We start from the raw sequence: 15485 nt of genomic DNA, 5'->3' as shown, positions 1-15485 counted from the left end.
GGCGCGGGTGGCTCAGTTTACCCGGCTCATCCACCTCAGTCCCGCAAACGTTTCTTTTTCGTATCCTTTATCCATTTTTTCAACAAAAATTCCTTGGTTTTACTGGGCCGGGCCCATTTTTTCAACAAAAACCAAAAGCTCAAAATTTTATAAAATACCCAAAACCCCCATAAACATGGGCCTTGCGGAGCAACTATGATCGGTAGCGTTGCGCCAGCACGCTATCCTCTTGCTTCTCCGATTTGTCCCGAAGGGACAAAATCGTATCGCTCAACATGGGTCAAGGCCCAGTTGCCTAATCTGTAAAAGTCAAATCGATGGGTACGGAACAAGGAAAGTCAAACTGATCTACCAAAGCAGATCAAAATAATTCCGCACCTAAAATGCTGTTGAAAACCAACCCTTTAAAGATAGAAAAACCAAGGTTCAGGACATAAAAAAAGCCCATCATAATGGATGGGCTTCGATGGTGTGTTTTGGGTTTTACATATTGAATACAAAATCATAATTGTATAGATTTCGCATGGCTTCATCTTCCAAGAGGGCATCATAGTCCTTATCGTGGGTTTCTGCAAATTGGCGCAGTTCGGTCCCGGAACGGCTTTCCACATCTTCTTTGGATATGGAAAGCAAACGTTCTTGGGTTTCGCTATCGAGATTGGTAAAATTCAAATAGACCATAATTCAATGCTTAAAAACTTCATTGTTTATAAATCATAAAGGCTAGGATCAAATCCATCGGGATAATACCTAGGGTCGTTTTGTTCTTCCAACCATTTTTCAAATTCCGTCATTTCTGTATTCGCTGTATTCGCTTCCATGACCATTGGATTAAAGAATTCCATTATCAGCAAAACTGTAATACCTACCATCAGGCGCAAGGATGATATGGTCCAAAACCTTGACATCAAAAAGCTGTGCGGCTTCTTTGATCTTTTGGGTCAATTGTTTGTCCTGATAACTTGCCTTAAGTTGACCAGAGGGATGGTTATGGGTCAAGATAATCCCAACGGAAAGGGTCTTTAGGGTAATGGCAAAAAGGATGCGCAGATCCACCATGGTACCCGTGATGCCCCCATGGGATAATGGATAGATACCCTTGACCTTGTTGGACTGGTTGAGCAGCACGATCTTAAAGGTCTCGTGCAGGCCTATGGTCTTGTTGTCCCAATTTTGGAACAATAGATTCGCCACCTCATTGGAGTTCGTCACGGACAGGGATTTCAGGGTACTGAGCTTTTCCCGATAACTGATCTGTATTTCATTGACACGGTGTTCCATTTCAAATGTGTTAAGGATGAAAAAGAAAGGGATGCCCAAAAGTTGGACACCCCCTATCCATTCTATTCGGTGGTATTGTTATCACCACCACCCAAAAGCAGGATCTCACTGGCCACCACTTCGGTCACATATTTTTTATTGCCCTCTTTGTCCTCATAGGATCGGGAGGTCAATTTCCCTTCGATGGCAACTTCCTTGCCCTTGGTCACGAAGCCTTCGATGATGTCCGCCAGTTTTCCCCATGCGATGATGGTATGCCATTCGGTGTTGGTCACCCGTTCCCCTTCGGAGTTTNGCCCCACATTTCCGATAAGTTGCACTTTGTTTCTCAATGTACTCATGATAAAAAGTTTTAAAGGCCTGCTATCTTCCAGTATGGATAAATCAGCAAACAGGGTTAAAAATTTCCCCTCTATTTTTTTGGTCATTGTTTCCCAAATTTTAAGGGGCGTTTGTTTGCTTCTTACGTGCGTAGCACAATAAAAGAAGGGGGTTCTGTCAAGGCTTTTGGACAGAAATCGGGAGGCTCCGCGACGTAGCAAAACCTTTAGGTTTTCAAGGAAGTGGAAACCCTATTTGTGGACAAAACCTGTCTTGGCCTTGACAGGTTCGATAAGGGCCTTAGGAATTCCTTCAGACCCATTGGCAAGGGAGCGTACGGGAAGTTAAGCGAGTGCAGGCAATGGTGTCCTGATAGGAAGTCCTTGGGCACTGCCCTGTTTTTCGATGCCCCGAAAAACAACGAGGGCTTCTTTTATTATGGACCCCTTAAAATTTGTTGGGCGGACGGACGGATTTGCGGCCTTTCCCGGCAAAGCCCCAAGAAGGGTTTGCTAAGGAAGGGCGCACCAAAGATCCGTTTGGACGGCTTCCGTTTTGACCAAATGAAGTTTCATCAAACATTACGACAATAAGGGAACAAACGTATTGGAGTTACCCTACGACCGGATTATTTTTCATCTACAGTGATAAGCATTTCGTAATTGTTCGGATACGGTTTTTTATGCCCGGAAGCTTTCATATTGTCTCATAAGTCCTGTCGCCGTTTCTCGAAGAATCAGACCCCTAACCTTCCTGAAGTCCCCTCCAATACACGGACAGTAGTTTGGGTGACACAACCTGCGAAGCCTCATATGTACAATTTTATTGAAGGTCTTGGCGAACCATGTGGCTGCCAACAACGGCTGAAATATAAGTTAGCCCAAAAAATGGTTCCTCTTTGAAACTAAGGGTTCCACTTCATCCGCTGAAGTCGAACAGCATTCAATATTGCCAATAAGGCAACCCCCACATCAGCAAAAACTGCTTCCCACATAGTAGCTAGACCTCCCGCTCCAAGAATGAGTACAAATGCCTTCACCCCAAATGCAAGTCCAATATTTTGCCAAACTATCTTTCGGGTGGAGCGTCCTATTTTAATGGCTCGTGCCATCTTGCTCGGTTGGTCGGTCTGAATGATGACATCGGCTGTTTCAATGGCCACATCACTACCCAAGCCTCCCATGGCAATGCCCACATCGCTGACGGCCAGAACAGGCGCATCATTAATGCCATCGCCCATAAAAGCCACTTTTGTGTCGGATTGTTTTTTGAGTTCTTCAACTTCGCTGAGCTTATCTTCTGGTAACAGGCCGCCCTTTGCCCAATCAATGTTCAACTTTTTCGAGACATGTTGCGTTATGGAATCTTTGTCACCCGAAAGCATTATGATTTTCGAAATCCCAGCATCCCTGATTTGTTTGATGGCTTGATGGGCATCTTCCTTGAGTTCGTCCGCAATGGTAACATAGCCGACAAATTTTTCATCAATGGCCAACATTACAATTGAATTTACAATATCATCGGTTTCTGGAGGCACATCAATGTTGTTTGAGGCCATTAGGGCTTTATTGCCCACCAGCACTGTATTCCCATTGACCGTTCCCTTTAATCCCTTTCCCGCAACTTCCGTTACATCGGTTGCCTTCATATCCGTGCCTTCGGCTTTATATTCCAAAATAGCCTTTGCTATGGGATGGGTAGATTGTTCCTCCATGGCCATCAAGTATTTCATAAGCTCGACTTCCTCAAATTTGACAGCCTTGATTTCCTTGATTTTAAAAACTCCTTTCGTAACGGTTCCTGTTTTGTCCATTACTACCGTGTTCACTTTGGTGATTGCTTCCAAAAAAGATGCACCTTTGAAGAGGATCCCGTTTCGGGATGCCGCTCCCAGACCACCAAAATAGCCGAGCGGAATGGAAATAACCAAGGCACAGGGACAGGAAACCACAAGGAATATTAAAGCGCGATAGAGCCAATCCCTAAAAACATAGTCATTTAAAAAAAAGTAGGGCAAGAACGTTAAACCGATGGCAAGGAAAACCACAATGGGTGTATAAATTCTTGCAAATCTTCTAATGAACAGTTCTGTCTTTGATTTTCTGGCTGTAGCGTTTTGTACCATATCCAAGATTCGAGTGATGGAACTGTCCTTGAATTCTTTGGATGTTTCTACATCGATAACACCATCGAGATTTATACTTCCGGCGAAGACCTTTTCACCCTTGTTTATGGTGTCGGGCCTACTTTCGCCTGTAATTGCCGCCGTATTGAGGGAAGCTTTTTCGGATAAGAGAATACCGTCCAGGGGAATTTTCTCCCCCACACGCACTTGTATCCTTTCGCCAATCTCGACGGTTTGGGGATTTACGGTAACGAAATTCCCGTTACGAAGCACCAAAGCTTCGTCCGGTCGCGCATCCAAAAGGGCCTTAATATTTCCCTTTGCCCGATTGACCGCTGCATTTTGGAACAGTTCGCCCACGGCGTAAAACAACATTACGGCCACGCCCTCTGGGTATTCGCCTATGGCAAAGGCCCCTAGAGTGGCAATGGACATCAGGAAAAATTCAGTAAAGAAATCACCATGCTTTATACTGTTCCAACCCTCCTTGATGACAGGAAAACCAACAGGCAAATAGGCAAGGGTGTACCATATAATCCTTATCCAGCCCTTGAAAAACGGGAAAGCATCAAAATAGTCCACTGCAATGCCGATGATGAGCATCGCAAAGCTGAAAATGGCCGGTAAATAGGTCTTGAATTTAGATACACCTTCAGGACCACCATGGTTATGGCCACTTCCGTGTCCGTGTTTGCCCTGGCGTTCCTTTGACCCCAGATCACGTAGTTTTACTTTTTTCTTTTTCATGGACTGTAAGGTCGTTATTTGTTTCGTGCAACGGAAGTGCATTTATTGCCCGCTGCACTTGTCGCAAATTCCCTTAATGACCAAATTGGCATTTTCTGCCACAAATCCATCGGGCAGATTGATATGGGGAATCTTATGCTCAGTGAGACAGACCGTTTCATCACAGCTATCGCAATGAAAGTGCAGGTGCAGATCTTGTTCCATTTCACAATTGCAACCTGGTTCGCACAGGGCATACTTTGAAATATTGGTGCCATCATCTATTTGGTGCACAATGCGTTTTTCCTCAAAGGTCTTCAGGGTCCGGTACAATGTGGTTCTGTCCGCTTTTGAGAAAGCGTTCTCCATATCGGTCAGGGCAATGGCCACTTCCTTTTCAGCCAAATATTTATAGATCAAAATACGCATCGCCGTGGGGCGTACACCTTTATTTTCCAATGTTTTTTCAATGTCTGTCATCGTATTGTGATTTTATCAATGATCATGTCCCGCATCCCCTTTTTTCATTTGGGCCATTAAATAGTAGGCATTGTTGTATGCAAATGTAGTGTTTGGTCCAATAGAGTCTACAAAATCGATGGCGACCCAATCCCCGTCATTTGGGCCTGTGGTAATTTCGACAGGTTTGAAGCTCCAGTCATTGCCTTCGCGCTCCGCTTTAAATATATACTTCTTTCCCTCGTTCGAACTTATTGCACTGTCAGGCACCGCAACGGTCTCGGATTTTTGGATTTCAATCCGTCCTTCAACATACATCCCTGGAATCAGCTGCCCTTCCTTGTTCTCGATTTCGGCATGGACGTGTATCGCTTTGGGATTTTGCTCGAAAGTTTTCCCTACGGAATAAATTTTCGCAGTAAGTTCCTTTCCGGGAATGGATTGCACATTGAAGGATACTTGCTGGCCTACCTTTACTTTGTACACATCCTTTTCAAACACCATTAAATCGGCATGGACGTGATGGGTGTCAACGATTTCAAAGAGGTCGGTCTGCGGTTCTACGTACTGCCCGGTTTTGACGGCTACTTTTTGGACAAATCCCTCAATGGGACTTCGCAATGCCACCCGTTGGTAAATCGTACCGTTTCTGACCCCGGATGCACTAATGTTCAATTGTTCCAACTGTGCTTCCAATCCTTTTGCCAGGCTTTGGGAGGCCCGGTATTCCGCTTCGGCCTTTTGAAAGTTGGACCCGCTGCCCACCCCGGCATCATACAAGTTTTTTTGTCTTTCAAATTCCTTCTTAAGAAACTGGCTGTTACTGTAGGAGTTCAGGAAATCGGTCTGTTTCTGGATGATATTGGGGTGGGACAGATAGGCAACCGTTTGACCTTTGCTTACTTTGTCTCCCTCAATGACCTCTATGGACACCACATTGGCACCCACGACGGTAGTAATGGTCGCTTCGTTCTGTGGTGGGACCTCCAGTTGGCCATTGGCCTCCACATATTGCTTCATAACACGTGGGGCAACGGTATCGATTTTCATGTTAAGGTTGCGGAATTGCGTTTCCGTTAGCATGGCTTCCTTGACTTCACCTTCTTTGTGCATTTCACCCACTTCAGGATTTTTTTGCTTTGCTTCCTCAGTATCGGCTTTGGAATTCCCACAGGAAGTAAGAACCAAGAGCATCGTCACGAGCCCGATAACGCTATATTTAAAAAGATTGTTCATTTGTCTATTGTTTAAAATATTGTAATTCAAATACTGATTCTAGATAGTTGTCAAGAGCGTCAAGGGCATCCATTTCCGTGTTTATGGCATCCCGAATAATCTGTGTGAACGCTGCATAGTCCACCGCACCCTCCGCGTAGGCCAACAACGCTCCCCTGCGCTGCTCTTGGGCAAGTGGCAAGGCCTTGTCCCTATAAAATTGCCACGATGCGCTCCATTTCCGATAGGCTTGCACCGCCTGCCGATATTCGGATTGCAGCTGGCGTTTGGTATAATCCGCATTGGTCTTTGCGATTTCACTTTCAATTTTGGCGGCCTTGGCTTGACTACGCTGTCCACCTGAAAACAAAGGAACCGAAATGCCGGCTTGATAGGTGTAGAACCCGCTATTGCCATTGACCTGTTGCAGACCGCCCTGAAGGTTGAACTTAGGCAGCAAGTCAGCCCGTGCCGCATCGTATGTCGCCTCGGCCTCCTCGATGCGCCTTTGTGAAAGTTCCAGCGCTGGATGTTTTCCTAAATCCCCGTCCCATCCCAAAACCGTTACCGCACTTTCATCAAGTTTTTCTGGAACGGAATAGTAGATGTCCGAAACCAACCAAAGATTGAGCTTTTGTAGGGCAATGGCATAATCACTTTCGGCCTGTTGCAGTTGATTGTTGATTTGTAAGGCCTGATTTGTGGCCGATGAATATTCCAGCCGGGAAATGGCCTCTACCTTGAAGTTGAGTTCTATTGCTTTTTTAAACTGTGAATAAATGGAATCCAGTTCACGGTACAGTTCAAATTTCTGTCGTTGTCGATAGGCTTCTGACCAAGCCTTTTTGACCTCCTGTTCCACTTGCAGTTCGGAAAGGTCAAGAGCTGTCTCGGCCAAAGCGATGCGTTGTCTCTGCAAACGCCTTTTTGCACTGATGCCCAACAGGTCGATATTCTGTTGTCCAACCCCAACCAAGGTATAAATTCCTTGTCCGTCCACAATTTCTTCGCCACCTGTGAAGACTTGGGTATTGCCAAGGTCGTAAGCCATTCCTTTTAGGGCGGTTTGTTTTTGGACCTCCCATTGTTTCGCTTTCAACAGCGGGTAGTTTTTCCTGGAAACTTCCACCGCCTCTTCCAATGAAATAGCGGGCAGTGAATCTTTAGGTTGGATCTGTCGTGCATTTTCAAAACCTTCTTGCGCATGCATTTTGGCAGGCAGTGCGGTGGCGAACAAAAGAAGGACCATGACCACAGGGGTAACCCATTTCGGGTCGGGTTTACTCATCCGTTCCGAACGTCCCTCGACCCATTGGTAAAAGATGGGTAGGATAAAGAGGGTCAAGAGGGTCGAAGTTATCAAGCCACCAATGACCACGGTGGCCAAAGGTCGCTGTACCTCTGCCCCGGCCGAAGCCGAAACGGCCATGGGAAGAAACCCTAAAATATCCGTAAAGGCCGTGAGCATAATGGGACGAATCCGTCTTTTGGTGCCTTCTATAATTCTACCTTTAAGATTGGTCACGCCTTCTTCCTTCAGTTCATTGAGACCACTTATCATGACGAGTCCGTTCAGAACGGCCACGCCAAACAACACGATAAAGCCGACCCCCGCGGAAATACTAAAGGGCATATCCCTTAACCAGAGGGCGAACACACCGCCAATGGTGGCCATCGGGATGGCGAGGTAGATCATCAAGGTCTGTGGAAAGGACTTTAGCGCAAAATAAATCAATATGAAAATCAGGAACAAGGCAATAGGGACCACAGTTTGCAATCTATTGCTGGCGCGTTCCAGATTTTCGAAAGCTCCACCATACCGAATGTAATATCCTGTGGGCAGGTCAAACTGAGCATCCAATTTTTCTTGGATATCCTCTACAACGGATTTTACGTCACGGTCGCGAATATTGATGCCCACATAGGTCCGCCTATTGGTATTGTCACGGCTTATCTGCATGGGGCCGGGTTCATAACTTACCTCGGCAATTTCCCGTAATGGGATTTGCGAACCATTGGGCAGGTTGATAAACAGGTTCTGGATGTCCTCGATGCCTTGGCGGTTTTCCTCTTGAAGCCTTACGACCAGGTCAAACCGTTTTTCACCCTCGAAGATTACGCCTGCCTTTCCTCCTGCAAAGGCGGCCTGTACCACTTTATTGAGCTGTTCGATCTTTAGACCGTACTGTGCCAATTTATTGCGGTTATAGTCAATGGTGATTTGTGGTAGGCCGTCCGTGGCCTCAACTTTCATATCTGCCACACCGGGAACGGTGGCAATGATTTCCCCCATTTCCTCGGCCTTGCTTGCCAATATGCCGAGGTCTTCCCCGAACAATTTAATGGCCACATCCTCACGAACACCCGTAAGCAATTCGTTGAAGCGCATTTCGATAGGTTGGGTAAACTCAAAATTCACACCGGGAACGATACTGATGGCCTCCTTCATTTTTTCCACCAATTCATCCTTGCTTTCTGCAGATGTCCATTCATCCGTTGGTTTGAGGATAACGAAGATATCGGCGATATCCATGGGCATCGGGTCCGTTGGTACATCGGCGACACCGATACGGCTGAGAACGGTTTCCGCTTCGGGAAATTCGGCCTTCACGATACGTTCAATCTTTGTCGTGGTTTCGATGGTTTCCGACAGGGAACTGCCGGGTTTCAAGATCGCGTGAAAGGCAATATCGCCTTCGTCCAATTGCGGGATAAACTCACCACCCATTCTCGTAAAGACGAAAATGGCAATGGCAAAAATGGCAATGGCAATGCTTACGACCACTTTGGCCTTGGAAAGTGATTTGGTCAACAACGGTTCATATTTCTGCTCAATCCAATGCACGAACCTATCGCCATAGGATTGTTTTTTGGATTTTGGCGGCCGTAGGAACAATGCCGAAACCATGGGCACATAGGTAAGGCACAATAGCATGGCCCCGATCATGGCGAAAATGAAGGTGAGGGCCATGGGCCGGAACATTTTCCCTTCGACGCCCTCCAAGGCTAAAATGGGCAGGAACACGATCAGAATGATCAGCTGGCCAAAGAAAGCGGCGTTCATCATTTTTTTGGAGGCCTTAGCGGCGATGTCATCCCGTGTTTCTGCACTAACGCCATTCTTTTTGACCACATAGGAGTACATTAAAAAAACGGTGCCCTCTACGATGATCACCGCACCATCCACAATGATTCCAAAATCGATTGCCCCCAAGCTCATCAAGTTTGCCCATACGTCAAAAACATTCATCAGAATAAAGGCAAACAAAAGGGATAAGGGTATGGTCGAAGCCACAATGAGTCCGCCACGCCAATTTCCCAACAACAAGACCAACACGAAGATCACGATAAGCCCACCTTCCAAAAGGTTCCCCGTTACCGTGCCTGTTGTCTCGGCGATCAATTCGCTGCGGTCCAGGAAAGGTTTGATGGACACTCCTTCAGGAAGGGACCGTTGTATCTGTTCCACACGTCGGGTCACATTTTCAATCACCTCATTGGAATTAGCCCCCTTGAGCATCAAGATCATTCCGCCCACGGCTTCGCCCTTTCCATCTTTGGTAAGTGCACCGTAGCGTACCGCGCTTCCCATACTTACCTTTCCTATATCCTTCACTTTGATGGGAATGCCATTAACGGCCTTGACCACCATGTTTTCAATATCAGATATGGTCCTGGCCAGTCCTTCACCACGAATGAAGTTGGCTTGGTGGTTACGCTCGATGTAGGCCCCACCTGTATTCTGGTTGTTGTTTTCAAGGGCCGAGAACACTTCTGTAATGGTAATACCAATGGCGCGAAGTTCGTCCGGGTCAACCGCCACTTCGTATTGCTTTTTGTTTCCGCCAAAGGCGTTTACCTCGACCACGCCGGGTACCATGGCCATCTGTCTCCGTACAATCCAGTCCTGCATCGTTCGCAGTTCCGTTGCCGAATATTCACCTTGATGTTCATCATCTACTTCAAGGGTATATTGATAGATTTCACCCAATCCCGTTGAAATTGGCCCCATAACGGGTTTGCCAAAGCCAGAAGGGATCTGTTCCTGAACCTCGGGCAGTTTTTCGGCTACAAGTTGTCTGGGCAAATAAGTGCCCACCTCATCGTCAAATACAATGGTCACCACAGAAAGCCCAAAACGGGAAACAGAGCGGATTTCCTTGACATTGGGTAGGTTGCTCATCGCAACTTCCACGGGATAGGTCACGAATTGCTCAATATCCTCTGTTCCCAGATTAGGTGATTGAGTGATGACCTGCACTTGATTATTGGTGATATCCGGTACGGCATCGATGGGAACTTGGGTCATGCTATAAACGCCCGCACCAATCAATGCGAGGGTCAGCAGACCTATAATAAATTTGTTATTGATTGAAAAATCAATGATTCTGTTGATCATGGACAAGGGTATTGATTCAGTTTATATTCTTACTGGGCGCATTGATGAAAAGCAACGCACGATATTGACGTAACCATGAAAAAGTCACGTCAAAACAGGATAGTTTTATCCTATAAAAACTGGATCATGCCCGAGGGGGCTGTAAAAGAGAAGGTGGAATATCCTTGCCGAGGTCATCAAAATGGGCAAAGAATTCGTCTGGGATTTCTGGCTGGTACGGTTCAAATGCGACAAGCCCAAAATCTATGGTGTGAACGTGGCAACAATGACATTGACAGAAAGGCGAGCAAAGTTCACAATCGTCACCTTGGTCGCCGTCAGAATCGACTACCGAAACAGTTTGGCAATCGTCAGAGGCATTCCCTGAATCACTACAAGGCACCACGTTGAGCGCCAAGAAGTATATTGTTAATATGATTGTCAAAAATTTCACGGGGCAAAGATAAAAAAATCCAAGTGCAACTCTATTGCAAAGAATGGTTCTTAAAAGGAACTCTTTTTGGACCAATAAAAAGTAGTTCCAAACTTCATTATTGGAGTTTTCCCCCTAAAATATCAGGTCATTACTAGAGTATGAAAAAAGTGACAACGGCAACGGCTTTATGCCGTCCCTTGTCCGAGAAATATTTTCCGGGTTTATCTTTGGGCAGTATTGATCGGAATAGGTTCTACACGCCTTTTATTTGGCCATCAGTGCACCTGTACCTACCTGCCTTGGGTCAGGTTTCAAGGGTTGTTTGATGGTCGAGATCACCTCCAGACTGAAATGCCCGAACTCTTCGGTCACCGTTCCATGGCATAGATAGGTCCCCTTTCCATGAATGGGTGTGGATGCCATTGTTTGGGGAAAGTGGACACAGTCAAAAAAATGCCCTTCCAGATCGAGCATGGTGGTAAAGCGCATCGTGTCCCCTTTGGATGTGGTGTTCAGTCGGGTATGCACTAGGGAACCATAGATCCATATCCTTTGGTTGACATGGGCCTCAAAATCACCGGCGGTCAATCGGCTCCTTACCTTGCCGTCCATCAATTCATAATACCCACATAGCGGAAATCCCAAGAGTTCTATTTGGTCATAGGCATCCTCAATAGGATGGGAAGGTAAGTTTGGTAATGTAAAATGCCGGTGGTTGGGTTTAAAGAGCAATTTCTGGACCGTATCCTTTCGATGGGCCCTGGTCTTGAACACGGCCTGCCAAAGCACTTGTTTCTTGGGTACCCCAAACACACGAAAGGCATCGATACGTACCAAGATGGTCAACTGTTCGATGGCAATCGGGACACGGTCGATAAAATCATCAAAATCCCGGAACTTCCCATGGAGCTGCCTTTCGTTCAGGATGCGTTGGATGACCAAACGTTCCAAACTCCGAAGCTGCCCCAGCCCCAAATAGATGTGCTTCCCATAGATGACATTGACATGATCACTGCGGTTGATACAGGGCGGATGGATAATTCCTCCCCACATCTTAGCCTCATGGACATAGAGCTCTGTATCATAGAACCCTCCCCCATTGTTGAGCACGGCTACCATAAATTCCAGGGGAAAGTAGCATTTCAGATACAGGCTCTGGTAGCTCTCCACCGCATAGGAAGCGGAATGTCCCTTGGCAAAGGCATAGCCCGCAAAACTCTCGATCTGTTCCCAGACCATTTGGGTCAAGGCAGCATCGTGCCCCCTTTGTTTGCAGTTTTCAAAAAACTTGAGTTTCACTGCTTGGAATTCCTCCCGGGAACGGAACTTTCCGCTCATCCCCCGTCGCAACACATCGGCCTCCCCTAGGTCGAGTCCTGCAAAGAGATGGGCCACCTTGAGCACATCCTCTTGATAGACCATGATCCCATGGGTCTCCGGCATGATCTCCAACAGGATGGGATTGGCCTCCTTGCGGCGTTCCGGTTCCCGCTCCCTGCGGATATATTCATCCTTCATCCCCGAGGAGGATACCCCTGGACGGATCACGGAGCTGGCCGCCACCAGTCCCAAGTAGTCATGGGTCCGTAGCTTTTTCATCAGCCCCCGCATGGCTGGGGATTCCACATAATAGGCCCCTATCGCCCTTCCTTGGCTCAACAGCCGATTGATATTGGCATCCTGTTTCATGGCCTCCACGCTCTTGATGTCCCAAAGCATGGCATCGGGTCGGTTGTCCTTGATCACCTCAACCGCCTCCTTGATCTTGGCCAATCCCCGTTGCCCAAGGATATCGAACTTGAACAGGCCTACATCCTCGGCAATGATCATATCGAACTGCACCGTCGGAAACCCTTTGGGCGGCAGGGTCGTGGCCGAATAGTAATGCTCGGAACGGTCCAGAATCAAGATCCCCGAGGAATGCACACTGATGTAATTGGGCATCCCATGGATATAGGTGGCGTATTTCAGCACCAATCGGGCCAGTTCGTCCAAGCTTCCTTGCTCATACCGACCTGCACTGAGCTTATCGATTTCCTCGGTGGGCAGACCGAACACCTTGCCCAGTTCCCGAACAGCGGCCCGGTATTTAAAGGTGTTGTAGGTTCCCAATAGGGCCACATGCTCGAAACGTTCAAAAATATAGGCCGTGACATCGTCCCGGTCCCAGGTGGAAAAATCAATGTCAAAATCCGGAGGGGAGGCCCTAAAGGGATTGATGAACCGTTCAAAATACAGGTCCAGTTCAATGGGATCCACATCGGTGATCCCAATTAGGTAGGCCACCAGACTGTTGGCCCCACTTCCCCTACCCACATAGGGATACCCTTTGGACTTGGCATAGGAGACGATATCATGGTTGATCAAAAAATAGGACACGAAGTCCAGTTCCTGAATGGTACGCAGTTCCCGGAACATCCGCTCCTTGACCTTTTCCGTGGGATGGGCATAGCGTCGAGGCAGCCCATCCAATGCCAGTTCCCGCAACCGCTCCACATCCAAGGCCTTGGACGCCAAAAAACGGGACTGGTTCTGGGAAACCCGCTCACTTCCAAACCCAAAGGCAATGGTACAGGAGTCCATCAACCGCTGCGTATTCTCCCAGATATGCGGAAAATCAACCAAGGCTTTTTTTAGTTCCTCCATGGACCGAAGGGTATCAGAGGGTCTGGCCTCCTCGGACTGGGGAAGTTTACTCAACAGTGTGTTCAATCCTATGGCCCGAAGCAACCGATGGGTATTGAAATCCTTTTTGTTACGAAAGCTCACGGGCTGTAACAACACCAATCTATCGGTATAATCCCGGTACCGGGAGAACCGTAATTTCCGGAGCTCTTCGACGGATACCCCAATGTACTCATAAGCTCGGAAGTCTGTCCGTTCCTCCTCCTGGATCTTCTCGAAGGGATAGATGACATGGACATGTTCGAATATTGGAGCCACGGAGGGAATGGATGTTCCCTTATGCAAATGTTCGGATAGAAAGGCATTGATCTCCCGAAACCCTTCATTGTTTTGTGCCAGGCCCACAAACTCCTGTACGTTCCCGTTCCGAAAATCGATGCCCAGAATGGGACGTATTCCCTGCTCATGGGCCAGTCGCACAAAGTTCATCCCTGCCGAACTGTTGTTGATATCGGTCAGGGCCAAGGTTTCCACCCCATGGGAACAGGCCAACTCCAAGAGCTCCGTTTCGGAAAGCACCCCGTAGTTCAAGGAATAATAGGTATGGCAGTTCAAGTACATGCTATTGTTGTCTATGGGCCAATAAGATGGGTGGTTGTCCGTCAAAGGGGTTTCCGCCTCTTCCTATACTATGGGCCCCCATGGCCGAGGCCCGCATCAAACTGGATTCCCCAAATCGATTCCGTACACGATCCATGGCCTGATAGAGGTTGAGCAGTTTTTCGTCATCCGCGAACAGGTCGATCTGGTAATGCCCCCCTACGATATGACTGTAGTTGACACCCACGAGTCGGATGAGCATCCTTCGGTCATAAAGGGAGGTAAAGAGTTCCTTCACCAAGGGTACCAACACATGGTCCGCAGAAGTATAGGGAACCCGTTTCTGCTTGGTGTAGGTCTTGAAATCACTGTACCGGATCTTCACACTCACACAGCCCGTCATCTTATTGGCCCTTCGGAGTTGGTAGGCCAGGTTCTCGGCCATGGCGAACAAGGTGGTCTCCAGTTTGACCATATCGGTGGTATCCTTTCCATAGGTACGTTCCGTAGAAATGGACTTCCGTTCATGAAACGGGAGCAAGGGGGAATTGTCCAGCCCCTGGGCCCGCATCCAGATGGTCCGTCCATGCAACCCAAAGGCGCTTTCCAGCATCTCCAAGGGCAGTTGCTGTACGGTCTGTATGGTAGTCACCCCCATATTGGACAAAAGCCCATAGGTTTTCTCCCCCACGGAGGGCAGTTTACGAATGTGTAAAGGCGCCAGGAACTCTTTCTCCAGTCCAAGATCGATCTTCATCTGGTTGTTGGGCTTGGCCTCCCCGGTGGCCACTTTGGAGACCACCTTGTTCTGGGAGAGTCCAAAGGAAATAGGCAATCCCGTTTCCCTCAAGATCCGTTGTCGAATTTCCGAGGCGTATTTGTAACAGCCAAAGAAACGGTCCATCCCGGAAAGGTCGGCATAGAACTCGTCCACACTGGCCTTTTCAAAGACCGGGACACTCTCCTTGATAATCTCGGTCACATTGTCCGAGAACTTCATATAGGTCCCTGCATTGCCCTTAATCACAGTGGCCTCCGGACACAACCTCCGGGCCACTTTCATGGGCATCCCTGAATGCACCCCAAAACGCCGGGTCTCATAGCTACAGGCCGCGACCACCCCTCTGTCCCCCAACCCACCGACCAAGAGGGGCCGCTTCATCAGACGGCTGTCCAGTAGTCGTTCACAGGAGACGAAGAAGGTATCCAGATCGATATGGAGAATGGTGGGTTTCATAAAATGTTGGATTTATTCCTATAATTTGGAAAATATCCAAATGTACGGAAAGAAACAACCCGTTTCAAAACTTTAACAATTT

General features: G+C 47.6%; 10 protein-coding genes. All 10 read right to left on the bottom strand.

Going from position 1 to position 15485, the window contains the following annotated elements; all coding sequences use genetic code 11:
* Positions 1-483: 483 nt before the first annotated feature.
* A complete protein-coding gene (locus tag FOT42_RS12905; RefSeq protein ID WP_151890964.1) occupies positions 484-681 on the bottom strand; it encodes a hypothetical protein in 198 nt (65 codons plus the stop codon).
* A gap of 150 nt (positions 682-831) precedes the next feature.
* Positions 832-1281, bottom strand: coding sequence for a JAB domain-containing protein (locus FOT42_RS12900; RefSeq protein WP_151890963.1), 450 nt, complete (start codon positions 1279-1281; stop codon positions 832-834).
* A gap of 62 nt (positions 1282-1343) precedes the next feature.
* A complete protein-coding gene (locus tag FOT42_RS12895) occupies positions 1344-1622 on the bottom strand; it encodes a single-stranded DNA-binding protein (protein WP_151890962.1) in 279 nt (92 codons plus the stop codon).
* 884 nt (positions 1623-2506) lie between these two features.
* Positions 2507-4474 (bottom strand): heavy metal translocating P-type ATPase, encoded by a 1968-nt coding sequence (locus FOT42_RS12890; protein ID WP_151890961.1) that lies wholly within the window; start codon positions 4472-4474, stop codon positions 2507-2509.
* Positions 4475-4516: 42 nt separating this feature from the next.
* Positions 4517-4933 carry a Fur family transcriptional regulator gene (locus FOT42_RS12885; protein ID WP_036379052.1) on the bottom strand — a complete coding sequence of 139 codons (417 nt, stop codon included), beginning with the start codon at positions 4931-4933 and terminating at the stop codon, positions 4517-4519.
* Between the two features lie 15 nt (positions 4934-4948).
* Positions 4949-6148, bottom strand: coding sequence for an efflux RND transporter periplasmic adaptor subunit (locus FOT42_RS12880; RefSeq protein ID WP_151890960.1), 1200 nt, complete (start codon positions 6146-6148; stop codon positions 4949-4951).
* 4 nt (positions 6149-6152) lie between these two features.
* Entirely contained in the window at positions 6153-10526 is a 4374-nt protein-coding gene (locus tag FOT42_RS12875; RefSeq protein WP_151890959.1) for a CusA/CzcA family heavy metal efflux RND transporter, read from the bottom strand.
* A gap of 124 nt (positions 10527-10650) precedes the next feature.
* Entirely contained in the window at positions 10651-10959 is a 309-nt protein-coding gene (locus FOT42_RS18455; protein ID WP_081894468.1) for a DUF6660 family protein, read from the bottom strand.
* Positions 10960-11205: 246 nt separating this feature from the next.
* Positions 11206-14187, bottom strand: a complete 2982-nt coding sequence (locus FOT42_RS12865) for a DNA polymerase III subunit alpha (protein WP_036379058.1) — start codon at positions 14185-14187, stop codon at positions 11206-11208.
* 1 nt (position 14188) lies between these two features.
* Positions 14189-15403, bottom strand: coding sequence for a DNA polymerase IV (gene dinB / locus FOT42_RS12860; protein WP_036379060.1), 1215 nt, complete (start codon positions 15401-15403; stop codon positions 14189-14191).
* Positions 15404-15485 lie beyond the last annotated feature (82 nt).

Origin of the sequence: Flagellimonas hadalis, assembly GCF_007785775.2 — a bacterium.
In the GTDB taxonomy this organism is placed as follows: Bacteria; Bacteroidota; Bacteroidia; order Flavobacteriales; family Flavobacteriaceae; genus Flagellimonas; species Flagellimonas hadalis.
This window is presented reverse-complemented; position numbering and strand designations above follow the sequence as displayed.

Coding starts and splice junctions, on each gene's coding strand:
- dinB (WP_036379060.1), bottom strand. CDS start 15,403: ATGAAACCCACCATTCTCCATATCGATCTGGATACCTTCTTCGTCTCC.
- FOT42_RS12875 (WP_151890959.1), bottom strand. CDS start 10,526: ATGATCAACAGAATCATTGATTTTTCAATCAATAACAAATTTATTATA.
- FOT42_RS12905 (WP_151890964.1), bottom strand. CDS start 681: ATGGTCTATTTGAATTTTACCAATCTCGATAGCGAAACCCAAGAACGT.
- FOT42_RS12890 (WP_151890961.1), bottom strand. CDS start 4,474: ATGAAAAAGAAAAAAGTAAAACTACGTGATCTGGGGTCAAAGGAACGC.
- FOT42_RS12865 (WP_036379058.1), bottom strand. CDS start 14,187: ATGTACTTGAACTGCCATACCTATTATTCCTTGAACTACGGGGTGCTT.
- FOT42_RS12880 (WP_151890960.1), bottom strand. CDS start 6,148: ATGAACAATCTTTTTAAATATAGCGTTATCGGGCTCGTGACGATGCTC.
- FOT42_RS12900 (WP_151890963.1), bottom strand. CDS start 1,281: ATGGAACACCGTGTCAATGAAATACAGATCAGTTATCGGGAAAAGCTC.
- FOT42_RS12885 (WP_036379052.1), bottom strand. CDS start 4,933: ATGACAGACATTGAAAAAACATTGGAAAATAAAGGTGTACGCCCCACG.